Origin of the sequence: Dyella telluris (assembly GCF_014297575.1) — a bacterium.
Taxonomy (GTDB): domain Bacteria; phylum Pseudomonadota; class Gammaproteobacteria; order Xanthomonadales; family Rhodanobacteraceae; genus Dyella; species Dyella telluris.
Window position 1 is genome coordinate 910,532 of the sequence record NZ_CP060412.1, and the last position, 26,041, is coordinate 936,572.

27 protein-coding genes are annotated in these 26,041 nt (G+C 65.2%); 14 read left to right on the top strand and 13 right to left on the bottom strand.

The features are described 5' to 3' along the window. Window positions 1-88: 88 nt before the first annotated feature. Window positions 89-433: a hypothetical protein gene (locus H8F01_RS04195; RefSeq protein ID WP_238481147.1), complete on the top strand. Its 345-nt coding sequence runs from the start codon at window positions 89-91 to the stop codon at window positions 431-433. A 134-nt stretch (window positions 434-567) separates the two neighbouring features. After that, entirely contained in the window at window positions 568-1,689 is a 1,122-nt protein-coding gene (locus tag H8F01_RS04200; protein ID WP_187057807.1) for a phospholipase A, read from the top strand. A 3-nt stretch (window positions 1,690-1,692) separates the two neighbouring features. On the opposite strand, the gene H8F01_RS04205 is transcribed toward H8F01_RS04200, so the two are convergent. Both H8F01_RS04205 and H8F01_RS04210 read right to left on the bottom strand, forming a co-directional pair. After that, entirely contained in the window at window positions 1,693-2,871 is a 1,179-nt protein-coding gene (locus H8F01_RS04205) for an FAD-dependent oxidoreductase (RefSeq protein ID WP_187057808.1), read from the bottom strand. Window positions 2,872-2,971: 100 nt separating this feature from the next. Further along, window positions 2,972-3,454, bottom strand: a complete 483-nt coding sequence (locus H8F01_RS04210; RefSeq protein WP_187057809.1) for an FKBP-type peptidyl-prolyl cis-trans isomerase — start codon at window positions 3,452-3,454, stop codon at window positions 2,972-2,974. A gap of 149 nt (window positions 3,455-3,603) precedes the next feature. On the opposite strand from H8F01_RS04210, the gene dacB reads away from it, so the two are divergent. Further along, the gene (dacB, locus tag H8F01_RS04215; RefSeq protein WP_187057810.1) at window positions 3,604-5,217 is read left to right on the top strand and encodes a D-alanyl-D-alanine carboxypeptidase/D-alanyl-D-alanine endopeptidase; all 1,614 of its coding nucleotides are present in this window, start codon (window positions 3,604-3,606) and stop codon (window positions 5,215-5,217) included. On the opposite strand, the gene H8F01_RS04220 is transcribed toward dacB, so the two are convergent. Further along, complete coding sequence (locus tag H8F01_RS04220) at window positions 5,202-5,687, bottom strand: glutathione peroxidase (protein ID WP_187057811.1); 486 nt, start codon at window positions 5,685-5,687, stop codon at window positions 5,202-5,204. The genes dacB and H8F01_RS04220 overlap by 16 nt on opposite strands. Before the next feature lie 154 nt (window positions 5,688-5,841). Between H8F01_RS04220 and H8F01_RS04225 the strand changes: the two genes are divergently transcribed. The 3 genes from H8F01_RS04225 (at window position 5,842) to H8F01_RS04235 (ending at window position 8,460) form a co-directional block, all read left to right on the top strand. After that, entirely contained in the window at window positions 5,842-6,870 is a 1,029-nt protein-coding gene (locus tag H8F01_RS04225; RefSeq protein ID WP_187057812.1) for a methionine ABC transporter ATP-binding protein, read from the top strand. Further along, entirely contained in the window at window positions 6,867-7,550 is a 684-nt protein-coding gene (locus tag H8F01_RS04230) for a methionine ABC transporter permease (protein WP_187057813.1), read from the top strand. The genes H8F01_RS04225 and H8F01_RS04230 overlap by 4 nt, the downstream gene beginning before the upstream one ends. A 97-nt stretch (window positions 7,551-7,647) precedes the next feature. Continuing rightward, window positions 7,648-8,460 (top strand): MetQ/NlpA family ABC transporter substrate-binding protein, encoded by an 813-nt coding sequence (locus H8F01_RS04235; RefSeq protein WP_425490071.1) that lies wholly within the window; start codon window positions 7,648-7,650, stop codon window positions 8,458-8,460. A gap of 125 nt (window positions 8,461-8,585) precedes the next feature. On the opposite strand, the gene pncB is transcribed toward H8F01_RS04235, so the two are convergent. Further along, on the bottom strand, window positions 8,586-9,782 hold the full coding sequence (gene pncB, locus H8F01_RS04240; protein WP_187057814.1) for a nicotinate phosphoribosyltransferase: 1,197 nt from the start codon (window positions 9,780-9,782) through the stop codon (window positions 8,586-8,588). A gap of 333 nt (window positions 9,783-10,115) precedes the next feature. Between pncB and H8F01_RS04245 the strand changes: the two genes are divergently transcribed. Next, on the top strand, window positions 10,116-10,931 hold the full coding sequence (locus H8F01_RS04245; protein ID WP_222615722.1) for a cytochrome c: 816 nt from the start codon (window positions 10,116-10,118) through the stop codon (window positions 10,929-10,931). 271 nt (window positions 10,932-11,202) lie between these two features. On the opposite strand, the gene H8F01_RS04250 is transcribed toward H8F01_RS04245, so the two are convergent. The 4 genes from H8F01_RS04250 to H8F01_RS04265 all read right to left on the bottom strand — a co-directional run bounded on the left by H8F01_RS04250 (window position 11,203) and on the right by H8F01_RS04265 (window position 14,438). Then, the gene (locus H8F01_RS04250) at window positions 11,203-12,234 is read right to left on the bottom strand and encodes an aminopeptidase (RefSeq protein ID WP_425490072.1); all 1,032 of its coding nucleotides are present in this window, start codon (window positions 12,232-12,234) and stop codon (window positions 11,203-11,205) included. 106 nt (window positions 12,235-12,340) lie between these two features. Next, a complete protein-coding gene (locus H8F01_RS04255; RefSeq protein WP_187057816.1) occupies window positions 12,341-12,769 on the bottom strand; it encodes a hypothetical protein in 429 nt (142 codons plus the stop codon). Between the two features lie 129 nt (window positions 12,770-12,898). After that, on the bottom strand, window positions 12,899-13,708 hold the full coding sequence (locus H8F01_RS04260; protein ID WP_187057817.1) for a histone H1-like repetitive region-containing protein: 810 nt from the start codon (window positions 13,706-13,708) through the stop codon (window positions 12,899-12,901). Between the two features lie 127 nt (window positions 13,709-13,835). After that, window positions 13,836-14,438 (bottom strand): rhomboid family intramembrane serine protease, encoded by a 603-nt coding sequence (locus tag H8F01_RS04265; protein ID WP_187057818.1) that lies wholly within the window; start codon window positions 14,436-14,438, stop codon window positions 13,836-13,838. 165 nt (window positions 14,439-14,603) lie between these two features. Between H8F01_RS04265 and H8F01_RS04270 the strand changes: the two genes are divergently transcribed. Together H8F01_RS04270 and H8F01_RS04275 are read left to right on the top strand one after the other, a co-directional pair. After that, a complete protein-coding gene (locus tag H8F01_RS04270) occupies window positions 14,604-15,485 on the top strand; it encodes a PhzF family phenazine biosynthesis protein (RefSeq protein WP_187057819.1) in 882 nt (293 codons plus the stop codon). Continuing rightward, window positions 15,482-15,949, top strand: a complete 468-nt coding sequence (locus H8F01_RS04275) for a YaiI/YqxD family protein (RefSeq protein WP_187057820.1) — start codon at window positions 15,482-15,484, stop codon at window positions 15,947-15,949. Before H8F01_RS04270 ends, H8F01_RS04275 begins: the two co-directional genes overlap by 4 nt. A gap of 204 nt (window positions 15,950-16,153) precedes the next feature. Here the strand turns inward: H8F01_RS04275 and H8F01_RS04280 are convergent, their stop codons facing one another. Next, window positions 16,154-17,041 (bottom strand): NAD(P)-dependent oxidoreductase, encoded by an 888-nt coding sequence (locus H8F01_RS04280; RefSeq protein ID WP_187057821.1) that lies wholly within the window; start codon window positions 17,039-17,041, stop codon window positions 16,154-16,156. Window positions 17,042-17,105: 64 nt separating this feature from the next. Continuing rightward, a complete protein-coding gene (locus tag H8F01_RS04285; RefSeq protein ID WP_187057822.1) occupies window positions 17,106-18,284 on the bottom strand; it encodes a BaiN/RdsA family NAD(P)/FAD-dependent oxidoreductase in 1,179 nt (392 codons plus the stop codon). A 106-nt stretch (window positions 18,285-18,390) separates the two neighbouring features. On the opposite strand from H8F01_RS04285, the gene H8F01_RS04290 reads away from it, so the two are divergent. Next, window positions 18,391-18,873, top strand: coding sequence for a YajQ family cyclic di-GMP-binding protein (locus tag H8F01_RS04290; RefSeq protein WP_187057823.1), 483 nt, complete (start codon window positions 18,391-18,393; stop codon window positions 18,871-18,873). Window positions 18,874-19,080: 207 nt separating this feature from the next. Here the strand turns inward: H8F01_RS04290 and H8F01_RS04295 are convergent, their stop codons facing one another. Together H8F01_RS04295 and H8F01_RS04300 are read right to left on the bottom strand one after the other, a co-directional pair. Continuing rightward, complete coding sequence (locus H8F01_RS04295) at window positions 19,081-19,770, bottom strand: DUF1345 domain-containing protein (RefSeq protein ID WP_187057824.1); 690 nt, start codon at window positions 19,768-19,770, stop codon at window positions 19,081-19,083. A 134-nt stretch (window positions 19,771-19,904) separates the two neighbouring features. Beyond that, on the bottom strand, window positions 19,905-20,180 hold the full coding sequence (locus H8F01_RS04300; RefSeq protein WP_187057825.1) for a GNAT family N-acetyltransferase: 276 nt from the start codon (window positions 20,178-20,180) through the stop codon (window positions 19,905-19,907). A gap of 154 nt (window positions 20,181-20,334) precedes the next feature. On the opposite strand from H8F01_RS04300, the gene H8F01_RS04305 reads away from it, so the two are divergent. Continuing rightward, window positions 20,335-20,760 carry an OsmC family protein gene (locus tag H8F01_RS04305; RefSeq protein WP_187057826.1) on the top strand — a complete coding sequence of 142 codons (426 nt, stop codon included), beginning with the start codon at window positions 20,335-20,337 and terminating at the stop codon, window positions 20,758-20,760. 110 nt (window positions 20,761-20,870) lie between these two features. Beyond that, window positions 20,871-21,716, top strand: a complete 846-nt coding sequence (locus tag H8F01_RS04310; protein ID WP_187057827.1) for an intradiol ring-cleavage dioxygenase — start codon at window positions 20,871-20,873, stop codon at window positions 21,714-21,716. A gap of 9 nt (window positions 21,717-21,725) precedes the next feature. Here H8F01_RS04310 and H8F01_RS04315 read toward each other — a convergent pair whose 3' ends face one another. Next, window positions 21,726-22,823 carry a 3-deoxy-7-phosphoheptulonate synthase gene (locus H8F01_RS04315; protein ID WP_187057828.1) on the bottom strand — a complete coding sequence of 366 codons (1,098 nt, stop codon included), beginning with the start codon at window positions 22,821-22,823 and terminating at the stop codon, window positions 21,726-21,728. A 253-nt stretch (window positions 22,824-23,076) separates the two neighbouring features. Here H8F01_RS04315 and H8F01_RS04320 point away from each other — a divergent pair, with 253 nt between their 5' ends. Continuing rightward, window positions 23,077-24,000, top strand: a complete 924-nt coding sequence (locus H8F01_RS04320) for an oxygenase MpaB family protein (protein ID WP_187057829.1) — start codon at window positions 23,077-23,079, stop codon at window positions 23,998-24,000. A gap of 184 nt (window positions 24,001-24,184) precedes the next feature. Continuing rightward, window positions 24,185-26,011 (top strand): 3'-5' exonuclease, encoded by a 1,827-nt coding sequence (locus H8F01_RS04325; protein ID WP_187059152.1) that lies wholly within the window; start codon window positions 24,185-24,187, stop codon window positions 26,009-26,011. Window positions 26,012-26,041: the final 30 nt, after the last annotated feature.

Sequence of the window (26,041 nt, forward strand, 5' to 3'; positions counted from 1 at the left end):
GACGATGAAACCCCGCACTCCCCTACTCGCTTTGGTGACCGCCGGTTCGATGATGCTCGCCGGCTCGCTGTTGGCACAGGATCAACCCATGCCAACGCCTCCTCCGCCGCAACCAACGACGCAGAACATGCCTGCATCACCACCGACGCAGACCATGCCGGCCGCGACACCCACGCCTCCGCCACCGCAGGGCGGCACGCAGGCGAACACGTCCGCCGCTGGCCAGCAGGTGACGATCAACTCCAGCGTTCCCCCGGTGAACGCGGGCCCGGCACCGAGTTTCGAACAGCTGTCCGGTGGCACCAAATACATTACGGAATCGCAGGCCTCGGCTTATCCGCTGCTTGCCAATGACTTCTCGTATGTAGACAAGGGTCACAGCGGCCACATCACCAAGGCGCAATACGAAGCCTGGGTGAGCCACAATCAGTAAGATGCAGCTCCACTGACGCGGGTCGCCGGCAACGGCGGCCCGCGTCGTCACATGCGATGCATGGCAGTGCTGCTATGGAACCCGATACCGGCGCCGCGCACTGACCGCACGCCCGACCAGGATGGAGCCTCACCATGCGACTCACCGCCCTGGCAGCTTCGCTGCTCACGCTTGGCCTGCCCCCGCTCGCTGCCTACGCACAGAATCCCGATCCGATGGATATCCGTGCCTGCACCGCCATCGAAACCGATTCACAGCGACTGGCCTGCTACGACCACGCCACCGGTCGCGACAACCTGCCCGCCGCGCAGAAGAAGAGCGACACCACGGAGCAGGCCGCCACCGCGACACCGCCGGCCAAGGCGTTCAGTCATGAGGCATCGCGCACCGCAAGCGCCGCGCCGCCCACCACCGCCACCACGACCGAGCCGGAAGCGGCACCGCTGTCGTTGCTCGACAGCCGCTGGGAACTGTCGCCCGAGAGCAAGCTGGGCACGTTCAACCTGCGTGGCTACAAGCCGATCGTGGTGTTGCCGTTCTTCGCCAGCAGCAACCAGAACCGGCAGCCCAGCAGCCCCAATCCGCTCAACACCGTGACCGATCGTGAGTACCTGGACAACATCGAGAGCAAGTTCCAGCTCAGCCTGAAGACCAAGGTATGGCAGGGCCTGTTCGGCGACGCGGGCGACGTGTGGGTGGCCTTTACCGAGTCCGCGCGCTGGCAGGTCTACAACCAGCCCGAATCGCGGCCCTTCCGCGAAACCAACTACGAGCCGGAAGTCATGCTCATGTTCAACACGAACTATGAGGTGCTCGGCTGGAACGGCCGTCTGCTTGGCGTTGCCTTCAACCACGAATCCAACGGCCAGTCCGACCCGCTGTCGCGCAGCTGGAACCGCGTGATGGGCTACATCGGTTTTGAACGCCCCAGCTGGACCATCATGTTGCGGCCGTGGTGGCGCGTCCCGGAAGGCGGCACGGACGACAACAACCCCGATATCAGCAATTACATGGGGCGCGCCGACATGCAGATCATCCACGAATGGAAAGGCCAGGAATTCGGCCTGATGCTGCGACATTCACTGCGCGGCGGCAGCGAAAGCCATGGCGCGGCGAAGTTCACCTGGTCGTTCCCGGTGGCCGGCAACCTGCGCGGCTACATGGAACTGTTCAAGGGTTACGGCGAAAGCATGATCGACTACAACCACAATGCCACCTACCTCGGCATTGGTGTGTCGCTGCTCGACTGGTATTGAGCGCTACCACCAGGTCCGTTTGGTGCCGGTGAGGATGCGCAGCATCTGCCCGCGTGCGATGGGCATTCGCCCCAGCGGACCGAAGACGCGATCGCGCACCGTGGCCAGGCTGTCGTGGTGCGACTGGAACAGCGGCGTCAACCAGCGGCTCAGGTACTGATAGATGCCCACATGCGTCCGGCGCGCGCGCCGATATCCATCGAGTGCCGAGGCGACATCGTCATTCGCCGCCAGCGCATCGGCCAACGCCTGCGCATCGAGCAGGGCCATGTTGACGCCCTGCCCCAGCTGCGGGCTCATGGCATGCGCGGCGTCGCCGATGAACGCGATGTTGTTCCACACGGACCGTCGCAACACGACATCCCGGTAGCGTGCGCGATGCAACTGGCTGGCTGCCCGGATGCCGTCCAGCATCGGCAGCGCATCGGGCCAGAGCTCGCCGACGCGCTGGCGCATGCGCACCAGTGCATCATCGTCGAAGGCATCGACCTGATCGCCGGGCAGGCTGTAGAAGAAGGTCAGCCAGCGGCTGTCCGTATCGTCGCGATGCCCCACCGGCATCAGGCCGATCATCTCGCGCGTTCCGGCATAGCGCTGGTGCAGGGTGTCCGCATGTGGCCAGTGCGCGGCCGGCAGCAGGCACCACATGGCGCCCCACGGATAAAGCGGTTCGCGCCGGGTCACGCCATGCTGATGCCGCAACACCGAATGCGCGCCGTCCGCGGCAACGATCAGGTCAAAGGGACCGTGACGCTCACCAACGGTATCGATCAGATGGCGGCCATCTTCCGACAGGTGGTCGATCCGTGTGCCGCTGCGAATTGTGCCGCGCGCGGGGTACGCACCGTCCAGCAGGGAAAACAGCGCGCCGCGCGTCATGCCCAGCCCAAAGCAACCGGGCGCGTGCTGGCCGTAACGCATGTCCATCACCATGCGGCCGGCGGCATTGCAGCCATAGAGGCGCTCGATGCGCTGGCCACGGGCCAGCGCCTGCTCGTGCAGCCCCAGCCTGGTGAGCACGGAAAGACCCGTGGGCTGCAACAGGAAGCCAGCACCCACGGGACCGGGCGCAGCGGCTTGCTCGAAAACGGTCAGCTCATGCCCGGCGGCACCCAGCAACAGGCAGCTTGCCTGCCCGGCCACGCCGTAACCCACCACGGCGATACGCAGCTTGTCTCGCATGACGCTCCTTGTCGGGCCGGACGCGAGGCCCGGCTTCTGGCAACGGCATCATGCCGTGCATCACGGACGTTGGCACGGTGGCCAACGTCCGTGCGGTACATCAGTGGTCGTGACCACCTGCGCCGTGCACGTGACCGTGCGAGAGCTCTTCCTCGCTGGCCGCACGCACGTCGGTCACTTCAACGTCGAAGTGCAGGGTCTGGCCGGCGAGCGGGTGGTTGCCGTCGATGTGCACCTTGCCGTCTTCGACCTTGGTCACGGTGACGTTGATGACGCCCTGCGGGCCGCGGCCCTGGAACTGCATGCCCGGCTGGATGTCTTCCACGCCCTGGAAAGCCTCGCGCGGCACTTCCTGGACGAGCTCGGCGTGGTGCACGCCGTAGCCTTCTTCCGGCGCCACGTCGACCTTGAACTGGTCGCCAACCTGGCGACCTTCCATCGCCTTTTCCAGACCCGGCACGATCTGGCCGACGCCCTGCAGGTACACGAGCGGCTCGCGACCCTGCGAGCTGTCGAGCACCTGGCCGTTGTCGTCGGTGAGGGTGTAATGGAAGGCAACCACGGAATTGTTGGCGATCTGCATGTTGTTCTCGACTGGGGAAGGAGCGCCAGCAGAAGCCGGCACGAATGTGAAAGCCTACCAGACCGCCTGTGAGGATGCCGGCCACGAAGATTCCGGAAGCCGCGCCGTATCCCTAGCCGGAGGGCGCCACGATTGGCGATACTCCGCCCATGATCGCCCCGTATCGCCTGCTATGCCGTTGTACTGCCGTGCTTTTCGGCATGGCCCTGGTCCTGCCATCGATGGCCGCACAGGCACCTGCAGCCGGCACAACCACCGTGGCCGCGCCAGCCCCGGCCAGCGCCCCGTCGTCGCTGGGCGAGCAGATCGACGGCCTGATCAGCCAGCCCCGTTTTGACGGCGCCGACTGGGGCATCGCGGTGATTTCGCTGAGCAGCGGCCGCACGGTCTACAGCCACCACGCGGACCAACTGTTCCAGCCCGCCTCCACCGCCAAGCTGTTCACCGCCGCCGTGACGCTGAGCGAGCTCGGAGCGGACTACCGCATCCCCACCCGCGTGCTGGCCGGCGGCGAGATCCGCAACGGCCGGCTGGACGGTTCGCTGATCCTCTATGGCATGGGCGACCCCACACTGGGCGCCGACCCCGCCACGGCGCACTGGCCCGACCAGCTGGCCGGGCAGTTGGAGGCCAAGGGCTTGCGCCATGTGCATGGCGACCTGATCGCCGACGCCACCTATTTCGCCAGCCCGATGATGGGCAGCGGCTGGGAGGCGACTGACCTGCAGAGCTGGTTTGCCGTGCCGGCAAGCGCGCTGAGCGTGGGCGAAAACCAGGTGGAGGTCACCGTCTCGCCGGGTGTCAGCGCGGGCGCACCGGCGGTGCTGCGCTTTGATCCGGCCGATGCGATCCCCGCCGTCACCAACGACTTGCTGACCAGCGCCCAGCGCACACGCAACGACGTGAACCTCTATCGCGCCCCCGGTGACGGCACGCTGTATGCGTTTGGCAACATAGCGGCCAAATCCGCCTCGCAGAATTACAAGCTCGCCCTGCCCGACCCGGCCCGGTTCGCCGGCGAGCAGTTGCGGGAAGCGCTGCTGCGCCATGGCATCCAGCTCGACGGCAAGGTCACCACGGTGCACTGGCCACGGCGCGACGCTTCACTGCCTGTCCAACCGGTGACGCTGGCCGAAGTGCTGTCGCCGCCGGTAAGCGAGATCCTCGGACGCGGCCTGAAGCGTTCGCAGAACCTCTATCTGCAGAACCTGCTGCTGCTCGCCGGCGTCAAGGCCCAGGCAAATACCGAGCAACGCGACGGCAGCGCGGGCTTCATCACCAGCGAACGCTGGGGCATCCGTGCCATGCGCGAACTGCTGGAACAGATCGGCATTGCGCCCACCGCCAGCATGATCGAGGAAGGGACGGGGCTCTCACGCCGCAACCTGGCCACACCCAGCGCCATGGCACGACTGCTCGCCTTCCTGGCCAGCCAGCCCTACGGGCCCACGCTGGTGGAGGCGCTGCCGATTGCCGGCGTGGATGGCACGCTGCAGTGGCGCATGCGCAACACGCCTGCGGAAAACAACGTGCACGCCAAGACCGGCAGCATGAGCTTCGTGCACTGTCTGGCCGGCTACGTCACCAGCGGCGATGGCGAACGGCTTGCATTCGCCATCATGCTCAACAACTACGATCCGCCGGCGGGTGCGCCCAGCGCCACCAAGGACATCGACCAGATCGCCGAGCTGCTCGCCGGGTCACGCACTGCGCCAAAGGCCGCCGTGGCCTCGCCCGCCGTAGCCGCTCACCCCGCCAACTGAGCCTTCAGGTCCTTGCCGATCTTCTCGGGCGTATCCGTGGGCGCGTAGCGCTTCACCACCTGCCCGTCGCGATCGACCAGGAACTTGGTGAAGTTCCACTTGATCGCCTCGCTGCCCAGCAAACCCTTGCCCTCGCTCTTGAGCCACTTGTAGAGCGGGTGCGTGCCTGCGCCGTTCACCTCGACCTTGGCGAACATCGGAAACGTCACGTCGTAACTGGTGGAGCAGAAGTTGCGGATCTCCGCTTCGTCGCCGGGCTCCTGGTGACCGAACTGGTCGCACGGGAAACCCAGCACCACCAGCCCCTGCTCGCGGTCGGCGCGCCACAGGGCTTCCAGGCCGGTGTATTGCGGGGTGAAGCCGCATTTGGAGGCCACGTTGACGATCAGCAGCGTCTTGCCGCGGTAATCGGCCAGCGAACGTTCGTTGCCGTCGATATCGCGCGCGGAAAAGTCATAGACAGAGGTCATGGCGTCGGTCCTCGTTGAAAGACAGTCAGTCTAGGACCTGTCGGCACCAGGGGCGTAGCCCCACGGAAGTCCCGCGTGCCGTATGCTTTGCACCGGCCGGCCCTGCCGGCGGCAGTCCCCACGCCCGCGCCTCCCCGGCTTCCGAAGGTACCCCGTGATCAGATTTCAGGATGTGCACAAGTCCTACCGTGTCGACGGCCGGGACATTCCTGCACTGCAACCTTTCAACCTCGACATCGCCGATGGCGAGGTGTTCGGCATCATCGGCCATTCGGGCGCGGGAAAATCGACGCTTATACGTCTGATCAACCTGCTCGAGCGCCCCAGCGGCGGGCGCATCCTGATCGGCGACACCGACATGACCGCGCTGGACGAGTCGGCCCTGCGCCACCAGCGCCAGCGCATCGGCATGATCTTCCAGCACTTCAACCTGCTGTCCTCGCAGACGGTGGCGCAGAACGTGGCCTTCCCGCTGCGCCTGGCCGGCGAACGCGACGAGGCGACCATCCGCCGGCGCGTGGATGAACTGCTGGCGCGGGTGGGCCTGACCGCCCATGCGGACAAGTACCCATCGCAGCTTTCCGGCGGCCAGAAACAGCGCGTGGGTATTGCCCGCGCACTGGCCAACCGGCCGTCGATCCTGTTGTGCGACGAAGCCACCAGTGCGCTCGATCCGCAGACCACCGCGGCGGTGCTGGACCTTCTTGCTGAAATCAATCGCGAACTCAAGCTCACCATCGTGCTGATCACGCACGAGATGGACGTGGTGCGCCGCGTGTGCGATCGCGTCGCCGTGCTCGATGCCGGCCGCATCGTGGAAAGCGGTGCCGTGGCGGACGTATTCCTTCACCCCCAGCACGCCACCACGCGCCGCTTCGTCAACGAAGCCCTGCCGGAGGAAGCCGCCGGCGAGCAGATGCCGTTCTTGCACGTGCCGGGCCGCATCCTGCGCCTGTCGTTCCGCGGCGAAACCACCTGGACGCCGGCGCTGGGGCGCGTGGCGCGCGAAACCAACGTTGATTTCAACATCCTCGCCGGACGCATCGACCGCATCAAGGACCTGCCCTACGGCCAGCTCACGCTCGCCATGCAGGGCGAACGCGTGGACGACGCGCTGGCCACGCTGCGCGAGGCCGGCATCGAAATCGAAGAACTCACCGTGTCGCCGGAGAACCGCGCATGAGCGCCCCGCTGCTGCAGAGCCTGTTCCCCAACATCGACGACTGGGCTGAAATCGGCAACGCCTGTATCGACACCCTGCTGATGCTGGGCGGTTCGCTGCTGCTCACCGTAGTGCTGGGGCTGCCGCTGGGCGTGCTGCTGTACCTCACCGGCAAGGGGCAGTTGCGCGCCATGCCGAAGCTCTACGCGGTGCTGTCGCTGGTGGTGAACATCCTGCGTTCGATTCCCTTCATCATCCTGATGATCGTGCTGATGCCGGTGACCTATGTGCTGGTCGGCACCAAGCTGGGCATCCGTGGCGCCATTCCGCCGCTTGTCATCGGCGCCGCGCCGTTCTTTGCGCGACTGGTGGAAACCGCCCTTCGCGAAGTGCAGCGCGGCGTCATCGAAGCCAGCCAGGCCATGGGCGCGACCACCTGGCAGATCGTGCGGCACGTGCTGTTGCCCGAGGCACGTGGCGGCCTGATCGCTGGCACCACCGTCACCGCCATTGCGCTGGTGGGCTACACGGCCATGGGTGGCGCCATTGGCGCGGGCGGTTTGGGCGACCTGGCCTACCGCTACGGCTACCTGAGTTACAAATCGGATTACATGGTGGTGACGGTGATCTTGCTGATCGTCCTGGTGCAATTGCTGCAGATGGCCGGCGACCGCATCGTAGCGCGGTATACACGGCACTGAGTCAGGAAAAAGGCCCGGCATTCCACCGGGCCTTTTTTGCATCCGGCGGTATGGACGGCTATTCTTGTGCGCCGCACAAGTTAACAACCTGATCCATATGACGAAGATGCATAAGTTCATAGCCATTTTCTCCGCCCTGCTCCTGCTGGCGGGCTGTTCTTCGTCGTCCAACGGCGGTGGCGATGCCGGCAGCCAGAAGCTGGTGGTGGCCGCCACGGCCGTGCCGCACGCGGAGATCCTCAAGCAGGTCAAGCCGATCCTGGCCAAGGAAGGCGTGGACCTGGAAATCAAGGTGTTCGCCGACTACGTGCAGCCGAACGTGCAGGTGCTGGAGAAGTCGGTCGACGCCAACTATTTCCAGACCAAGCCCTACCTCGATGCATTCAACCGCGAGCGCGGTACCAACCTGACCATCGTCACGGGCGTGCACATCGAGCCGTTCGGCGCTTACTCGCGCAAGATCAAGTCCATCGACCAGCTGCCCGACGGCGCCACGGTGACCTTGCCCAACGACCCCAGCAACAACAGCCGCGCACTGCTGCTGCTGGCCAAGCACGGCCTGATCACGCTGAAGGATCCGAGCAACGAGCTGTCCACGCAAAAGGACATCACGGCCAACCCGAAGCACCTCAAGCTGCGTGAACTGGAAGCCGCCATGCTGCCGCGCACGCTGGATGAAGTGGACCTGGCCCTGATCAACACCAACTATGCGCTCGCCGCCGGCCTCAGCCCGACCAAGGACGCACTGCTGATCGAAGACAAGGATTCACCGTACGTGAACTACCTGGTGGCACGTCCGGACAACAAGGACGATCCGCGCATCCAGAAGCTCGCCAAGGCGCTGACCAGCCCCGAGATCAAGGCGTTCATCGAGCAGAAGTACCAGGGCGCGGTGTTGCCGGCGTTCTAAGATCCTGCGCGGTCTTTCTGTAGGAGCGCACGGGTGCGCGACCGCGGCGTCCCGTCGTTACCTGGGCGCCATGATGGTCGCGCACCCGTGCGCTCCTACATTGCTTTTCAGCGGACCTGGTGGCTTCAGCAGGGCACCGCTTCAGGGTTGGCCGGAATCTCGAACACCTGGCGCAGGTAGGTTACGTAGGCGCTGTCCTCGCACATGTTCTTGCCTGGCGTATCGCTGATCTTGGCCACCGGCTGACCGTTGCAGCGGACCATCTTGATGACGATCTGCAGCGGCTCTGGCCCCACGTCGTTGGTGAGATTGGTGCCCACGCCGAACGCCACCTGGCAGCGACCGTGGAAGTGCTGGTAGAGCTGCATCACCTTGGGGATGTCCAGGCCATCGCTGAACACCAGCACCTTGCTGCGCGGATCCACGCGATTGGCCCGGTAGTGCGCAAGCACGCGCTCGCCCCATGCAAACGGGTCGCCCGAGTCGTGGCGGGTGCCGTCGAACAGCTTGCAGAAATACATGTCGAAATCGCGCAGGAAGGCGCTGAGTCCGTACACGTCGGACAGCGCGATACCCAGGTCGCCGCGGTACTCCCTTGCCCAGGTTTCCAGTGCCGCCACCTGCGAGTCGCGCAGCCGCGGCCCCAGCGCCTGATGCGCCTGCAGATATTCGTGCGCCAGCGTACCCAACGGCGTCAGGCCGAGCTTCCACGCCAGCCACACGTTGCTGGTACCCGCCAGCTGACGACCCAGGCCGTCGCGCAGCGTGGTGACAACTTCCTCATGCCACGCGCGCGAGAAGCGCCGGCGCGTGCCGTAGTCGGCGATCTTGCACTCCTGGAAGCCATCGGTGTCGCGCAACAGGGCAATCTTCTCGCGCAGGCGGCGCCGCCCTTCGGACAGGTCCAGGCCCGGCTGGGTATTGCGGAAATATACCTCGTTGACGATGGCCAGCAACGGCACCTCGAACAGGATGGTGTGCAGCCACGGGCCGCGGATGTGTATCTCGATTTCGCCAGGGCCATCCTGTGCAGGGATGATCTCCACGTATTTGGCGTTGAGCTGGAACAGCCCGAGGAAATCGACGAAATCGCTCTTGATGAAGCGCCAGCTGCGCAGGTAGTCCAGCTCCTCGTGGGTAAAGCGCAGGGAGCACAGGCCTTCCAGCTCTTTGCGGATCTCAGCGATATAGGGCACCAGATCCACGCCGGGATTGCGGCATTTGAACTTGTATTCGACCTGGGCCGCCGGATAGTGATGCAGCACGACCTGCATCATGGAGAACTTGTAGAGATCGGTGTCGAGCAGGGAAGTAACGATCATCGGTCGCTCACGCGCGCGGGGGATGGCCTGATTATCCCGCCACGCCTGCGCCACGGCGAGCCGCCGGCAAACGACAGGCAAATAAAAACCCCGGTAGCCAGGGGAGGGGCTAGCGGGGTTTTGTCAGGCCTGGTCCATAACAAAGAGGGGAAAAGGACCGGCCCCCCAGTGGCACGATGTGCTGAGCCACTTCTTGTCGCCATCACAGCGATACGATGACTTAGTGTGGCCGGAGCGGACCAAGTTCAAGCGCTCCGACGGTTTCGTTCAGCTTTTGGCAAGCTGGCCGCCACGCCTACAATTGGCGGACTCCCGGTCATGGAACGCCGCCCGATGATGCGCCCCCTTCGCCGCCTGTGCCTGCTTGTCCTGGCGCTTGCCCCGCCCCTGCATGCCGCCGATCTCACGGTCGATGTCGGCCATGGCCCCAAGACCTACACCACGGCCCAATTGCTGGCCCGCGGCGACGCCCGCGAGGTCGCCATTCCCGCCGACGTCGCCTTCAAGCGCGCCATGCGCTACCGGGCCGTGCCGCTGAAGTCCCTGCTGGAGGGCGTATCGGCGGACGACACCCTGCAGTTCGTGGCCTCGGACGGGTTCGCCGCCCAGATTCCCGCCGCCCTGATCGTGCAGGCGCAGGGCTCGGAGGCCTGGCTGGCCGTGGAAGACCCGGCCCATCCCTGGCCGACCCTGGCCGAGATCAAGGGCGATGCCGGCCCGTTCTATGTGGTCTGGACCCATCCGGAAGCCATGAAGGTCGGCCCGGAACAATGGCCGTTCCAGCTGGCGTCGATCCGCCGCCAGCCCTCGGTGGCCCAACGCTTCCCCGCCACCCTGCCCGACCCGTCGCAGAAGCCCGGCAGCCCGGTGCAGCGCGGTTTCCTGGTGTTCCAGCACACCTGCTTCGCCTGCCACACCCTCAATGGCCAGGGTGACGCCAAGCTGGGCCCCGACCTGAACGTGCCGCACAGCCCCACGGAATATCTGCGCGAGGACCTGTTCCGCGCCTATATCCGCGACCCGCAGTCACTGCGCCATTGGCCACAGGCGCGCATGCCGGGTTTCGATCGCAAGGCGCTGTCTGATCAGGACCTGGATGACCTGCTGGCGTACCTGCGGCACATGGCTGGGCGGAAGGCCGGGCCGTAAAACCCGACTGCAGAACTCCCTACGTCTCGGTCACCTCATCGCTGGCGATCACCTCGCCGCTACCGATCACCTCACCGTCATCCCCGCGAAAGCGGGACGAGCGCGTAGCGCGAAGAACACCCGAAGGGTGGCCCCGGAGGGGCGAGCAACGCGAGTAATCCAGTGCCTTTCAAGTGGTGAGGAAGACCGAAAGTCGCTGGATCCCCGCTTTCGCGGGGATGACGGTGAGGAGACGTGCGGGGGTACGGGGCCACGCAGGGTCCTGGAACCCCTAAGGCGCCGGCCCCACCGTCGGCCGGCTGGTCGAATCCAGCCACTGCTGCAACGATTTCTGCCGCTGCGCATAAGGCAGCTGCGCAAACTGCCGCACGCTGGCGTAGAACGCCGGCCACTGCCCTTCCGCATGACGGAACAGGGCGAGGAACACGGGCGTCCAGCGGTCATAGATGCCGAACGGCAACAACCGCGCGTTGTTGATCGGTGCGTTGACCCAGGCGTCGTAACGGTGGTCGTTCGGCCAGTCGAGGTCGCGCCACTGCACGTAACGCACGCGGAAATCATCGATCGCCTGCTTCTTGCCGGCCGCCATGGCCTGCTCGTCCACGCCGCTGGCGTAAAGCTTTTTCAGGCGGTCACGCAGATCCATCACCAGCCAGGTGAAGCCATCGTCCATGGTCTTCTCGTGGTCGTCTTGTGGCGCCAGGCCACGCGACTGCCGCCATTCGCGCAGGCCTTCTTCCTCCACGAAACTGGCAAACGATTCGTTGAAGGCACTGTCGTCCTTCACGTAGATCAGCTGATGGGCAAGCTCGTGGAAAATGGTGCCGGCCAGCTCGTCATCGTCCCAGCGCATCATGCTGCTCAGGATGGAGTCGGAGAACCAGCCCAGCGTGGAATACGCCGGCACGCCGCCGACATAGATGTCGTTGCCCTCCGCTTCCAGCCGCGCGGCCTCGGCGTTGGCCTTGTCCTTGGCGAAGTACCCGCGATAGGCCACGCAGCCGGCAAAGGGAAAGCAGTGCTGGATGGGTGATACCGAATAGCGCGGCGTGGCGAAGACATTCCACACCACGTACGGGCGGTCCAGCTTCACGTAGCTGGTATAGCTGCGGTTATCCGGCAGATCCAGGTGATCGGTGGCGTAGCGGCGCGCTTCCTGCGAGAGCGCCAGGCGCTTGCGGGTGGCCTCGTCGGTGGCGGGGTCGCGCAGCACGGCGCTGACATCGCGACGGCTCGTCACCAGCTCGCCCTGCCCCTTCGCCACGTGTGCGTAGTAGTCCACGGTGCTGCAGGCAGAAAGCATGAGGCCCATCGCCAATGCGGCAATGGGCCTTTGAAGTCGCAGGTGTCGGGGCACGAAGCTTGGCAACCACATGCCTCGATTGTGCCCTGATCCGGGCGGCTATGGCTCAGTGGCCGTGACCGCTCCAGCTGCCGTGACTGCCGCCACTCCAGCTACCGCGACCGCCACCATGGTAGGAACCGCCACCGTGGTAGGAACCGCCACCGTGATAGTAGCCACCGCCGCCATGGTAGTAGCCATGCCCGTAGTAGCCGCCGTGGTAGTAGCCACCATGCCCGTAGTAGCCCGAACCCCAGACTCCGCCAATGCCGATGCTCACCGCGGGGCCGTAGCAGCAGCCGTATCCGTAGTAGCCATAGCTGGGGTAGTAGTAGCCGGGAGCGGCGTAACCGCTGTAGACCACGCCGGTACCGTAATAGGCATCGCCACCGCCGGTGGCCACCGGGCGCACGTAGTTGTAACCGGGGTCGTAATAACAACCGGATAGCGCCGCCGTGACAACCGCCAGGGCGAGACCGGCAAGTACGCGTTTCATGACAAAAGGCCGTCTGGGGAAGACAGCACTACTGTGAACCTATTTCGCTAAGTGCGCACTGAATGCTCCTGGCATGGCCGGCAGACGGTGTTCTGCCGGCCATGCCGGAACCCGGAACGGCCGCCGGGTTCAGTTATCGCCGTTGCGTTCAGGCGGCTGGCGGATGTGGCCGTAGGTGGCTTCGCTCGAAACGCCACTGCTGCCTGTTCCCATGCCGACGCTGCCGTTGTCGCCTACGGGATGTTCGCCGGCGCCCGGCCAGGTCGGCCCTTGCCGCACGCGTTCCTGCTTGGCTTCCAGCAGGGCCTGGATCTTCTCTACCGCCTGCTGCGGCGTGATGTGCTTGCGCGCAGGACGCCGGGGGCGGGTGGCGGCGGGTGTCGCCCGGCTGCGCCGGACGGTGGACGCCTTTCGGGTGGCCACCTTCCCTGCCGCCTTGCGGGTTGCCGCGGCGGTCTTGCCGGCGATGCTGTGCTTCGTCGTGGCCTTGCGGGCCGTCTTGCTCGTCGCTTTACTGGCCGTTGCGCGTTTGCGTGCGGTCTTTTTCGCCGCGGCTTTCTTCACGGCCGTCTTCTTCACCGCCGTCTTGCGCGGTGCAGCCCGCTTTGCCACGGCCTTGCGGGCGGTGGTCTTGCGTGCCGTCGTCTTGCGGGCAGTGGACTTGCGTGTCGCAGTCTTGCGTGTCGCAGTCTTCTTGGCGGGCGACTTGCGGGCGGTGGTCTTCTTCGCTGCGACTTTTCGGGTTGCCGCCTTGCGGGCCGTGGTCTTCTTCGCTGCGACTTTTCGGGTTGCCGACTTGCGTGCGGCGGTCTTGCTGACAGCGCGGCGTGCCGGAGTGGTCGCGCGCTTGCGGGCGGTGCTTTTCTTGGCAGTGGATTTTCGGGTGGCGGTTTTCCTGGCCGAGGATTTCTTCGCGGCCGGCTTGCGCTTCGTTGCCATGCGTCTTCACTCCTGCGGTTGTCGAGATAGCCCGACGCCCCCTCACGCCAGGCTAAACCGAGAAGTAACACTGCAAAGATGTATCAGGGGTGAGCAAAACCCCTGTTTTTCAATATCGGTGATGCCTTCAGAACCTCGGATTCGAGAGTTCCGAGAGGAAATGCAAGAACACTTCCGGGCGGATCGCGAGGGTGAAAATGACGCCGAATGCAGCACCCCACAGGTGCGCGCTATGGTTGACGTTGCCTTGTCCGCGACGATCCATGTAGATGGAATACACCACGTAGAGCACGGCGTAGATGATGGCCGGCATCGGTATCACGAACACCACGATGCGCGACCACGGCGCCAGCAGGATGAAGGAAAACAGCACCGCCGAGACAGCACCCGACGCACCCAGGCTGCGGTAATTGGGGTTGCTCCGGTTCTTCAGGTAGGTCGGCAGGATCGAGACCACCAGCGCCACGATGTAGAACAGCGCGAACCCCATCACGCCCAGCTTGGCGGCGAAGAAGCCCTCCATCACGCGCCCGAAGAAATACAGCGTGATCATGTTGAACAGCAGGTGCCCGAAATCGGCGTGCACCACGCCATAAGTCACCAGTCGGTGGTATTCGCGGCTGCGCGTGATGGCGGGCGGCCACAGGATCAGATCGTTCATCAGGCGGGCGTTATTGAACGCCATGAAGGACACGACGGCGGTGATGGCGATGATGATCAGGGTGACCATGCAATGTTCCGTACAGGGCAAAAGGCGACGACAAAGAGTTCCCATCTTGGCGGCGCGAGGCGCGCTTGTCGACACCGGAAATCGCGGAAAAGCCCAAGCGCAGGGCGGCATTAGGGATTATCATGCGCGGCTTCCCCGCCTTTCCCCAGGCCCAGGCCCCACTCCATGTCGATCCGTTACCTGCATCTGGACGTCTTTGCCGCCACACCCGGCGGCGGCAACCACCTGGGCGTCGTCACCGACGCAACCGGCTGGACCGACGCCCGCATGCAAGCCTTCGCCCGCTGGACCAACCTCGTTGAAACGACCTTCCTGCTGCCGCCCAGCCAGCCCGGCGCCAGCTACCGCGTGCGTATCTTTACGCCGCACAAGGAAATTCCCTTCGCTGGTCACCCCAGTATCGGCAGCGCGCACGCCGTGCTGCTGTGCGGACTGGCCGAACCGGTGGATGGTGTGCTGTGGCAGGAATGCGGCGCCGGCGTGCTGCCCATCCGTGTGGAAAACAACGGCAGCGGAAAACAGTTGCTGTTGAAATCACCTCGTTCCGTCGTGGAGAAGACCGGGCGCGACGCGCACGCGCTGCTCGACGGTGCCTTGTCCGGCATCGGGCTCGGCACGCTGCCGCCGGCCTATGTGTCCGGCGGTCGCCACTGGTGGCTGGCCGAATGCGCGGACGAAGCCTCGCTGCGCCAATGGAAGCCCGACCACGCTGCCATCGGCGCGTTGGCCAAGGCCACCGACAGCATGGGCCTGTGCGTGTTCGCCCGCAGTTCGCATCCCGATTACCAGCTGGTGGTGCGCGCGCTGCCGGCGGGCGTGGGCCTGGTGGAAGATCCGGCCTCCGGCGCAGCCAACGGCCTGATTGCCGCCTACATCGCCCATGCCGAACCTCAGGGCCCGCTGGCACGCGGTTACGTGGTGAGCCAGGGCCGCGAAATTGGCCACGATGCCAGCCTCACGGTGCGTATCGACGGCGAGGACGTGTGGATCGGCGGCCACACCAACACCATCATCGACGGCACCCTGCAGTGGATCGGCAAGGATTGAGCTCCCGTCCGCAAATCTGGGTGGATGCGGACGCCTGCCCCGCCGCCATCAAGGAAGTGCTGTTCCGCGCGGCGGAACGCGAACAGGTGCAGGTCACCCTGGTGGCCAACCAGTGGCTGCGCACGCCGCCCTCGCGTTTCGTGCGCGCCATCCAGGTACCCGGTGGTTTCGACGTGGCGGATAACGAGATCGTCGATCGCGTGACCGCCGGCGACCTGGTGGTGACGCAGGACATCCCGCTCGCTGCCGCCGTGATCGCCAAGGGCGCCCTGGCCGTGCATCCGCGCGGCGAACTCTATACGCCCGACACCATTGCGCAGCGGCTTTCCATGCGCAATTTCATGGATGAACTGCGCGGCGCCGGCGTGGATACCGGTGGCCCGGCCGCCTTCCATGCACGTGACAAGCAGGCCTTCGCCAATCAGCTGGATCGCTGGCTGGTGAAGTTCCGGCAGACACGCTGAGGCGCCCTGCGCCATGCCATCCTTGCCTGCCCTTGTGGGAGCGCACCCTGTGCGCGACTTGCCTCATGGGTCACTACAGGGCAACCGGTGACGCAGCGCCGACCTCTGCATGCGATGCCCTCTGGCAACGAACCCACGCTGTGGCGGTTTTCAGCGCCGCGGTCGCGCACAGGGTGCGCTCCTACCATTCGCTGAATGGATCGATCAGAGCTTGCGCTCATCCAGATGGGCGCGGCGTGCAGCCACCTGCGCCATGATTGACCAGTCGACGTCCTCGTCACCCGCGGACAATGCCTCAAGCAGGCTGTCGCGCAGCAGACCGGCCATCGGCAGCGGTACGCGCGTTGCATCGGCGGCGGCCAGTGCAAGACCGATGTCCTTGTAGCCCAGCGGCAAGGCAAAGCCCGCTGGCGTATAGCGTGATTCCGCGATGAGCTTGCCGTAACCCTGGTACGCCGGCGCAGCAAACAGCGTGCTCGTCATCACCTCGAGGAAATCCGCTGCGCTCACGCCATGGGCGCGGGCGAGCGCCGATGCCTCGGCCATGCTTTCGATGGCCGCGCCAAGCATGAAGTTGCCCGCAATCTTTACTACGTTCGCGCGTTCCGGCGCGTCGCCCAGCGGCCAGATGCGGCTGCCCATGGCGTCGAGCAAGGGACGTACGCGTTCGATCACCTGCGGCTTGCCTGCGGCGAGGATGTTCAACTTGCCGGCGGCCGCCACGTCGGGACGACCGAACACCGGCGCGGCAAGGTAATCCAGGCCACGCTCGGCATGGGCCTGCACCAGTTCGCGCGCCAACGCCACCGAAATGGTCGCGTGATTGACGTGCACCGTGCCCTTGTCCATGCCGTCCAGCAGGCCGTCCTCGAACAAAACACTGCGCACCGCCTGATCGTTGGCCAGCATGCTGAACAACACGTCGCCCTGCGCGGCGCGATCGGCGGTCTTCACCACTTTCGCGCCCAGCGATGCCAGCGGCTCGGTCGGGCCCGGCGATCGATTCCACACCGTCACGTCATGACCGGCCTTGATCAGGTTGCTCGCCATGGCACTGCCCATGGAACCCAAACCGATGAAACCCACCTTCATGCCGCATCCTCCAGGCAAAACCATCAAGGCGTGTTAACACGCCACGCGTTCAATGAGTGCGAAATCACGCCACTTCACCCGCCGCGTGACCCGATGCCCACGCCCACTGGAAGTTGTAGCCGCCCAGCCAGCCGGTCACGTCGACCACTTCGCCGACAAAGAACAGGCCCGGCACGAGCTTCGATTGCATGGTGGATGAGGACACGCCATCGGTATCCACGCCACCAAGCGTCACCTCCGCCGTGCGATAACCTTCCGTGCCGCTGGCGACAATGGGCCAGTCGTGCAGCTGCTCACCGATGTTCTTCAGTTCCGCTTCGCGGTACTGGCGCATGGGCCTGCTCTCGAACCACAGCTCGCACAGGCGCTGGGCCAGCCTGCGCGGCAATGCATCGCCCAGCACGTTCTTCAGTTCCGCCGCAGGCCGCGCGGCGCGCTGCTCCTGCAGCCATTCGGCGAGATCCAGCCCCGGCGACAGGTCGATGCGCAGATCGTCGCCCGGCTGCCAGTACGAGGAAATCTGCAGCACGGCGGGGCCGCTGATGCCGCGATGCGTGAACAACATGCCCGCGCGGAACGCGTGCTTGCCGACGCGGGCTTCCACCATCGGCAAGGCCACGCCAGACAGGTCGTGATAGCGCTCCTGATGCTTGCCGCTGAGCGTCAACGGCACCAGCCCAGCACGCGTGGGCAGCACCGCGTGGCCGAACTGCCGAGCCAGCTCGTAGCCGAACCCGGTGGCGCCCATGGTGGGAATCGACAGGCCGCCGGTGGCGATCACCAGCGATTGCGCGTGCACCTCACCGTTGGCGGTGATCACGCTGAAGCCCTCCTCCGTCTTGCGCACGCGCTTGACGCCGCAGGAGGTCTCGATGCGTACGCCGGCCTGCGTGCACTCGTCCAGCAACATGCGCACGATCAGCTTGGAGGATTCGTCGCAGAACAGCTGGCCGAGTTCCTTCTCGTGATAGGCAATGCGGTGTTTTTCCACCATGGCGATGAAATCCCACGGCGTATAGCGCGCCAGCGCGGACTTGGCGAAATGGGGATTGGCCGACAGGTAGCAGGCCGGTGTGACGCCCATATTGGTGAAATTGCAGCGCCCGCCGCCCGACATCAGGATCTTCTTGCCGACCTTGTTGGCATGATCCACCACCAGCACGCTGCGCCCGCGCTGGCCGGCCACGATGGCGCACATCAGGCCGGCAGCGCCGGCGCCAATGACCAGTACATCCACTTTCACGCGCACACCGCCTTCATGACCACTCCTCGAGCCTGGCTGGGCATTATCGGTCAGGACGGGCCATATCGCTTAAACTGGCGCTTTCCTTTGCCCCGGAATCGCCACCATGCCCTCTTTTGACGTCATTTCCGAAGTCGACAAGCACGAACTGACCAACGCCGTGGACCAGGCCAACCGCGAGCTGGCCAGCCGCTTCGACTTCAAGGGCACCGACGCGAAATTCGAGCTGGACGCGTTCGTGATCACCCAGTCGGCGCCCAGCGAGTTCCAGCTGGAGCAGATGCTGGACATCCTGCGTGGCCGCCTGACCTCGCGGAAGATCGACATCCGCGCGCTGGAAGTGGGCGATGCCGAAACCAACCTCGGCGGTTCGCGCCAGAAGATCACCGTGAAGCAGGGCATCGAACAGCCTGTCGCCAAGAAGCTGGTGGCGTCGCTGAAAGAGGCCAAGCTGAAAGTCGAAGCGCAGATCAATGGCGACAAGCTGCGCGTGACCGGCAAGAAGCGCGACGACCTGCAGCTGGCGATGGCCGTGCTGCGCAAGGCGGACGTTGAACTGCCGCTGCAGTTCGATAATTTCAGGGATTGAGCCGGCACCACGCCACGCTTCCATGGAAACCCGCCACATGGCGGGTTTCCTGTCTCTGCCCGCCCCTTGTGGGAGCGCACCCTGTGCGCGACGAAAGTGCCGAACGGGTGATTACCTCCCACCACGCAACGAAGGTCGTCAACTGAGGAGCCACATGGCGCCGCGGCCGCGCACAGGGTGCGCTCCTACCTTGGTCACGCGGCTTGCTCAGCCCGCCAGCCCGGCCGCGATATTCACGCTGATCGCAATGATGAACACGTTGAAGAAGAACGCGATCACGCTGTGCAGCAAGGCCACGCGTCGCAGATAGCGGCTGCTGATCTGCACATCGGAGACCTGGAAGGTCATGCCTATCACGATGGCGAAATACATGAAGTCCCAGTAATCGGGCTGCTCGGTGCCGGGAAACTCCAGCCCTTCGTTCTTCTTGCCGAAGTCGCCATAGTAGCCGTGTGCGTAATGCATGCCGAACATCACGTTGAGGAACAGCCACGAAAGAACGATGGTCCCGGCGGCAATCACCAGCGCCTTGGCATCACCGCCCTTGGCGCCGCTCATTTCAGTGGTCAGCGCGAGTGCGACGAAGCCGGTCAGTATCAGCGCCGTCCACAGCACACCCCAGCGTCCGGTGTCCTGCTTGCGGGCCTGGCCACGCATCACGTCGGGTGAGGTCGTCGTGCAGAACAGCAGCGTGAGCTCGGCGAGATAGATCAGCACGCCCAGGTCGAATCCCAATAGCAAGGCCTTGGCCGGCTTCAGCGCCAGCCAGAACCACAACACCAGTCCGGCGGTGAGCGCCAGCGCGCCGGCAATCATCAGTCGTGGCCGCGCCCGCAGCACCCGGAAGGGAATGAAACCGCGGGCGTGCGGGCGGGTATCGTCCGGTGCGGTGCTCATGCGCGCACCCCGGCACCGTTCTGGCTGCTTGTCGTCACCACGATCTCTCCATGACCCGGAAGCGGGCATGGCGCATCTTAGTGCCAGCAGGTCAACTTCCCCTCATCCGCGCCGATCCGGCGCGAATGGCCGCCTCAGACGTGCAGGTCCTGATACTCGGGATGACGGGTCATCCAGATCTCGGAATAGGAACAGGCCGGATCGACCTTCCAGTGCTCCTCACGCGCCATGTCCAGCGCGGTGCGCACGAGGTTGGAGGCAATCCCGCGCCCGCCCACCGCGGACGGCACGATGGTGTGGGTAATGGTCATCACGCCGCTTTCGAGCGTGTAGTCCAGCACGCAGGGCACGCCATCCACCTTGGTTTCAAAACGGTGGGCCCTGGAATTGTGATTGATCTCGGCAAACATGAAACGCACCTCGAGCAGCAAGGCGCGGAGATTAAAGCAAGTGGCAGCGAACCACGCGTGAAGACCGGCGCCTTTCGCGTTCGCATTTCGTGCATGACTCTTTCGCCAGGCTTAGTGGACGCTGCCGCCACACCACGCCATGGGGATGTACGCGATGAAAAGGAAAGCTGCTGCCGTCTGGTCGGGCGGCCTGAAGGAAGGCACCGGTACGATATCCACTGGCACCGGCATCCTGCACGACGCGCCATACGGATTTCGCTCACGCTTTGAAGACGCCCCCGGCACCAACCCGGAAGAACTGCTCGGTGCGGCTCATGCGGGCTGCTACAGCATGGCGCTCGCTCTGGGCCTTGAGCAGGCCGGGCACCCGGCCAACCGCATCGAAACCCGCGCGGTGGTGAGCCTGGACAACGACGGCGATGGTTTCTCCATCACCACCATCGATCTCACCTGCCGTGCGAAAGTGCCGGGCATGGATGCGGCCACTTTCGACCGCATCGCCCGCGCCACGAAAGAAGGCTGCCCGGTTTCCAAGGTGCTCAAGGCCACCATCAACCTCGACGCGACACTGGAAGACTGACCGGCTCGCCGCGTCGACAGGATATTCACGCCTGTCATCCCCACGGCGATCCACGCGTTCGATGAATGGCTGCGCCGTGTGGCGCCCCGTGAGTGAGTTCAGGACGCGTAGTGAAGATCCACTGGAATCGACGGCAATTTCTGCAGATGTGCCTGGGCGGGTTCGCCGCCCTCCCCTTCGCCCGCATCGCACGCGCCTTGCCGGATGGACGTCCGGCCTGCCGCCTGAGCGCGGAACAGACCGAAGGTCCGTATTACCTGGATCGCGCGCTGCTGCGCCAGGACATCACCGAGGGCAAACCCGGCTCGCCGCTGGCATTGCATTTTGAAGTGCTCGACAGCCGCACCTGCCGGCCGTTGAGCGATACCGCGCTGGAAATCTGGCACTGCGATGCGCAGGGCCTGTATTCGGGCTTCACCGCGATGTCGCCGGGTGGCCCCGGCATGGGACCATCGCCGGGACCGCCACCCGGCGGCCGGCCACCCATGGGCATGCCGCCCGGTCCGCCGCCCGGCATGGCGGGTGGCCCGCACGGTGGGCCGCCGAAGAGCACGCCGTCCGATGAGCTGACCTTCCTGCGCGGCGTGCAGGTCGCCGATGCGCGAGGCATGGTGGCATTCCGCACGATCTTCCCCGGCTACTACGCCGGACGCTGCAACCACATCCACCTGAAGCTGCACGTGGGCGGTCGGATGCAGGATGGCCACTACCGTGGCGGCAAGGTCGTACACACGGGCCAACTGTTCTTTTCCGAAGCCACGTCGCTCGCCGCCATGGCCGGAACCGACTACCAGCGTCACGGCATTGAGCGCACCACGTTGTCAGAGGACAACGTCTACACCACCCAGAATGGCAGCCAGTCCATCGCTGCGATGTCCCGCAACGGCGACATGCAGGTGGCGACACTGACGCTGGCGGTCGACCCCAGCGCCATCAGCCACGAAAGCATGCCCTGAGCCGGCGGCTCAGCAACCCGACGCAACGCGCACGGTGCGTTGGGTTGGCTGTCGCGCGGCGCGGCGCTCACGCACGGCCTGCGCCAGCCGATCGAGCACGGCCACCGATGCCTCCCAGTCGATGCAGCCATCGGTGATGCTCTGGCCGTAGCGCAGCGGCTGCCCAGGCACCAGATCCTGCCGCCCGCCAACGAGATGGCTTTCCACCATCACGCCGACGATGCGTCGCTCGCCGGCAGCCAGCTGCGTGGCAATGTCGTCGATCACGCGCAGCTGGTTCTCCGGCTGCTTGAGGCTGTTGGCATGGCTGGCGTCGATCATCACGCGGGCCGCCTGTCCGCTGTTCGCAATGGCGACGCAGGCGGCGTCCACGCTGGCCGCGTCGTAATTGGGCGTCTTGCCGCCACGCAGGATCACGTGGCAATCCTCGTTGCCGGTGGTCGCGGCAATCGCGGTCTGGCCGTCCTTGGTGACCGCCATGAAATGATGCGGCTGCGACGCGGCGCTGACCGCGTCCACCGCGATTTTCACGTTGCCGTCGGTGCCGTTCTTGAAGCCCACCGGGCACGACAACCCCGATGCCAGCTCGCGGTGCACTTGGCTCTCGGTGGTGCGCGCACCAATGGCGCCCCATGCCACCAGGTCGGCGATGTACTGCGGCGTGATCATGTCGAGGAATTCGCAACCGGCCGGCATGCCAAGCTCGGCGATGTCGCGCAGCAGGCCGCGCGCTTGTCGCAGGCCCTTGTCGATGCGGAAGCTGCCGTCCAGATCGGGATCGTTGATGAGCCCCTTCCAGCCCACCGTGGTCCGCGGCTTTTCGAAGTACACCCGCATCACGATCTCCAGCTCGCCCGCGAGTTGCTGTCGCTGCGCCACGAGGCGCTCGGCGTATTCCAGCGCGGCTTTCGTGTCGTGGATGGAGCACGGGCCGATCACGACGGCAAGGCGGTCGTCCTTGCCCGCAAGAATGCGGTGCAGTGCCCGGCGTGAAGCGCTGACGGTATGTGCCGCATGCACGCTCGCAGCGCAATCGCGCATCACCTCCGCCGGCGGGCTGAGCGGCGTGATGGAACGGATGCGCAAATCATCGGTGGAAGGGTTCACGGTGTCTCCTTGGGGATCCACTCGCGGCCATGAAAAAGGCCGCCAGTGGTGGCTGGCGGCCTTTTTGGGAATGGTGTCTTGTCGTCAGGACAATCGAGACCAACCCTCCGCCAGCGGCATCGGATAGCCGTAAAACCAAAAATACTGGCGGGCGGTGTGGGAGGTCATGACGACAAGGAATAACACAGGCTTTTTGCGCATGCAAAGGGTGCATTTGAAACCAACGCGCTGCACGAACGGTACACTCGCCGCCATGTCTTCCCCCTGGACCCTGCTGACCCGCCCTGCCCGCGAACCCATCCGACGCTGGGTACTGGGCGCGTTTCCGCGCGGTGGCGGCGGGCACGTGGACTACGATCATCCGCCCGGCGACCCCGGGCTGTTCGGCGCGGACAGCGCCACGTGGCGCGTGCACGCGGACTTCCCCGGCATGCTCGCCGGCGGCCTGGCCGCACTGATGCTGCAGACCCTGCATCCGCTCGCGCTGGCCGGCGTGTGGGATCACTCCAACTTCCGCGACGATCTGGTCGGACGCCTGCGCCGCACCACCTCGTTTGTCAGCGGCACCACGTATGCGCCCGTGGACCAGGCGCAGATGCTGATCGAGCGGGTGAAGCACATCCACGCGCAGGTAAAGGGTGTTGGCGAAGATGGACGGCCATACGCCGCGGATGATCCGGACCTGCTGACCTGGGTGCACGTCACCGAGGCTTACAGCTTCCTGCAGGGTTACCGCCGTTACAGCCACATCACCCTGCCTGCGGGTGCGGCCGATCGTTACTACGACGAAGTGCGACGCGTGGCCGAAGCGCTCGGCGCCCGGGAGGTGCCGCGTTCGGAAGCACAGATCACGGCGTACTTCCGGCGCATGCGCCCCGAGCTGCACTTCACGGCCCGATCGCGTGAAGTACTCGATGTGCTGTATCGGGTACGACTCCCGGTGCCCGTAGCCGGCTTGTCGCGCGATGTGTTCCTGCAGGCCGGTGCAGCCCTGCTGCCGCCATGGGCAGATGCACTGCTGGAGCGCACGCCACTGCAACGCGCGCAGTCGCGACTGGCGGCGCGGGCACTCTGGTCGGTGGCACCGGTATTCCGCATGGCGCTGCACGATGGCATCGCCAGCCACGCCTGCGCGCGCGTCGGCGTGCCGGCGCAAACCCTGCTCCACTGGCGCTGATCGACCCGGGAGCCGGCCGAAAGCCCCATCCTGCCGGGGTTGTCGCGCGCACCACGAGATTGACACCCACCGCCGATCCGCTAACGTCGCCGGACCCGGACGCACCGCGCGAACCGACGGAACGGCTAGAGGCAGCATCCCAGTGGCGACGCTCATTCCATCCCGAAACAGCTGCCTGCCGCAGATGACCAGCGGCGAGAAGCGCTTCTCCGAGCGGCTGGAGCAGAAGCTCGAAGACGATTACCTGCTGTGGCACGACGTGGCCATCGGGCCGAAACAGCGTCGCCCCGACTTCATCGTGTTCCATCCGCGCCGCGGTTTGCTGGTGCTGGAGGTGAAGGACTGGAAGCACGACAGCATCCAGCAGGCGGACCGCACCCTGTTCACCATGATCACTGGCAGCAGCAGCGTGAAGGAGCACAACCCGCTGATGCAGGCTCGCGACGGTGCCAACGAGATCGCCAAGGTGCTCCAGCAGGACCCGGCGTTGTGCTATCCGCCCGGGCACGCCTACGAAGGCAAGCTGCAGATGCCGCTGGGCTACGGCGTGGTGCTCGCCAACATCAGCCGCAAGCACTACGAGGCCGGGCAGCTGGAGTCGGCGCTTCCCGCGCACCTCGTCATCTGCCAGGACGAGATGTACGAATCGGTGGAGTCGGAAGATTTCCAGGAACGCCTGTGGGCGATGTTCCCGCAGGTGTTCCCCACCGCGCTGACGCTGCCGCAGATCGACCGCGTGCGCTGGCATCTGTTCCCGGAAATCCGCGTGGAAGCGGGCGAAGGCCAGTTCGGCCTGTTCAGCACCGGCGCCCGTGGCAAGGTGAACAAGGTCGGCATACCCGATCTCATCCAGGTGATGGATGCCCAGCAGGAATCGCTGGCGCGCTCGCTGGGTGACGAGCATCGCATCATTCACGGCGTGGCCGGCTCGGGCAAGACCATGATCCTGGGCTTCCGCGCGATGGAACTGGCGCGCACGCTGTCCAAGCCCATCCTGGTGCTCTGCTACAACACGGCACTGGCGGCGCGACTGGAACAGCTCATGGGCGAGCGCGGCCTGAGCGACAAGGTGCAGGTGTACAACTTCCACAAGTGGTGCCGCAGCATGCTCACGGCCTACCACGTGCCGATGCCCGAAGAAGGCCCGCATGTGGCGGAGGAGCTGCCGCCGGCCGTCATCGCCGGCGTGGACAGCGGACAGATTCCGCGCTTCCAGTACGGCGCCGTGCTGATCGACGAAGGCCACGACTTCGAGCCCGAGTGGTACAAGCTGATCGTGCAGATGATCGACCCCAACACCAACTCCCTGCTGGTGTTGTACGACGATGCACAGAACATCTACGGCCAGGCCAACCGCAAGAAACTCAGCTGGAAGAGCCTGGGCGTGCAGGCACAGGGCCGCACCACCATCCTGAAACTCAACTACCGCAACACGCTGGAGATCCTCGCCGTGGCGCGCGGCTTTGCCAACGAGCTGTTGCTGGGTCGCGACGAAGACGAAGATGGCGTCCCGCTGGTGGAACCGCAGAGCGCGGGCCGTCGCGGCGCACTCCCCGAACTCATCCGCGTGGAACGGCAGAAAGATCAGCTGCCCGCGATCATCCAGCGCCTGCGCGACGAACAGGCGGGCGGACGCCGCCTGTCGGATATGGCAGTGATCTTCCGCAATGCCTGGGAAGGCGAAAAGCTGCACGAGGCACTGCAGCAGGCCGGCATCGCCAGCCAGCTCGCCGAAGGCAACGGCAGCAGCTCACTGTTCGTGGTCGACGACACGGTGAAACTCATCACCATGCACTCCAGCAAGGGCCTGGAGTTTCCGCTGGTGATCATCCCGGGACTCGGCTCCCTGCCCAAGCCGGGCAAGAACGAAGGCGAGGAAGCGCGCCTGCTCTATGTCGCGATGACGCGTGCGACGGAGCGACTGGTGATGATCCATCACGACGATTCCATCTTCAGCCAGCGCATCCGCAACTCCATCAACGAGGTACAGCAGCAACTCGCCAGCACGTGAAACCGCGCCCGCGCCGATGGCCGCTCCGCC

Excerpts from the sequence above, each read along its gene's own strand:
- H8F01_RS04265 (WP_187057818.1), bottom strand. The coding sequence starts at position 14,438 with ATGGTCACCCTGATCATCATCGCCATCACCGCCGTCGTGTCCTTCATG.
- H8F01_RS04230 (WP_187057813.1), top strand. The coding sequence starts at position 6,867 with ATGAGCGCCCCGCTGCTGCAGAGCCTGTTCCCCAACATCGACGACTGG.
- H8F01_RS04210 (WP_187057809.1), bottom strand. The coding sequence starts at position 3,454 with ATGCAGATCGCCAACAATTCCGTGGTTGCCTTCCATTACACCCTCACC.
- H8F01_RS04245 (WP_222615722.1), top strand. The coding sequence starts at position 10,116 with ATGATGCGCCCCCTTCGCCGCCTGTGCCTGCTTGTCCTGGCGCTTGCC.
- dacB (WP_187057810.1), top strand. The coding sequence starts at position 3,604 with ATGATCGCCCCGTATCGCCTGCTATGCCGTTGTACTGCCGTGCTTTTC.
- H8F01_RS04250 (WP_425490072.1), bottom strand. The coding sequence starts at position 12,234 with ATGCTTTCTGCCTGCAGCACCGTGGACTACTACGCACACGTGGCGAAG.
- H8F01_RS04235 (WP_425490071.1), top strand. The coding sequence starts at position 7,648 with ATGACGAAGATGCATAAGTTCATAGCCATTTTCTCCGCCCTGCTCCTG.
- H8F01_RS04290 (WP_187057823.1), top strand. The coding sequence starts at position 18,391 with ATGCCCTCTTTTGACGTCATTTCCGAAGTCGACAAGCACGAACTGACC.
- H8F01_RS04300 (WP_187057825.1), bottom strand. The coding sequence starts at position 20,180 with ATGTTTGCCGAGATCAATCACAATTCCAGGGCCCACCGTTTTGAAACC.
- H8F01_RS04270 (WP_187057819.1), top strand. The coding sequence starts at position 14,604 with ATGTCGATCCGTTACCTGCATCTGGACGTCTTTGCCGCCACACCCGGC.
- H8F01_RS04280 (WP_187057821.1), bottom strand. The coding sequence starts at position 17,041 with ATGAAGGTGGGTTTCATCGGTTTGGGTTCCATGGGCAGTGCCATGGCG.
- H8F01_RS04325 (WP_187059152.1), top strand. The coding sequence starts at position 24,185 with ATGACCAGCGGCGAGAAGCGCTTCTCCGAGCGGCTGGAGCAGAAGCTC.
- H8F01_RS04205 (WP_187057808.1), bottom strand. The coding sequence starts at position 2,871 with ATGCGAGACAAGCTGCGTATCGCCGTGGTGGGTTACGGCGTGGCCGGG.
- H8F01_RS04260 (WP_187057817.1), bottom strand. The coding sequence starts at position 13,708 with ATGGCAACGAAGCGCAAGCCGGCCGCGAAGAAATCCTCGGCCAGGAAA.
- pncB (WP_187057814.1), bottom strand. The coding sequence starts at position 9,782 with ATGATCGTTACTTCCCTGCTCGACACCGATCTCTACAAGTTCTCCATG.
- H8F01_RS04295 (WP_187057824.1), bottom strand. The coding sequence starts at position 19,770 with ATGAGCACCGCACCGGACGATACCCGCCCGCACGCCCGCGGTTTCATT.
- H8F01_RS04320 (WP_187057829.1), top strand. The coding sequence starts at position 23,077 with ATGTCTTCCCCCTGGACCCTGCTGACCCGCCCTGCCCGCGAACCCATC.
- H8F01_RS04305 (WP_187057826.1), top strand. The coding sequence starts at position 20,335 with ATGAAAAGGAAAGCTGCTGCCGTCTGGTCGGGCGGCCTGAAGGAAGGC.
- H8F01_RS04255 (WP_187057816.1), bottom strand. The coding sequence starts at position 12,769 with ATGAAACGCGTACTTGCCGGTCTCGCCCTGGCGGTTGTCACGGCGGCG.
- H8F01_RS04195 (WP_238481147.1), top strand. The coding sequence starts at position 89 with ATGCCAACGCCTCCTCCGCCGCAACCAACGACGCAGAACATGCCTGCA.
- H8F01_RS04200 (WP_187057807.1), top strand. The coding sequence starts at position 568 with ATGCGACTCACCGCCCTGGCAGCTTCGCTGCTCACGCTTGGCCTGCCC.
- H8F01_RS04220 (WP_187057811.1), bottom strand. The coding sequence starts at position 5,687 with ATGACCTCTGTCTATGACTTTTCCGCGCGCGATATCGACGGCAACGAA.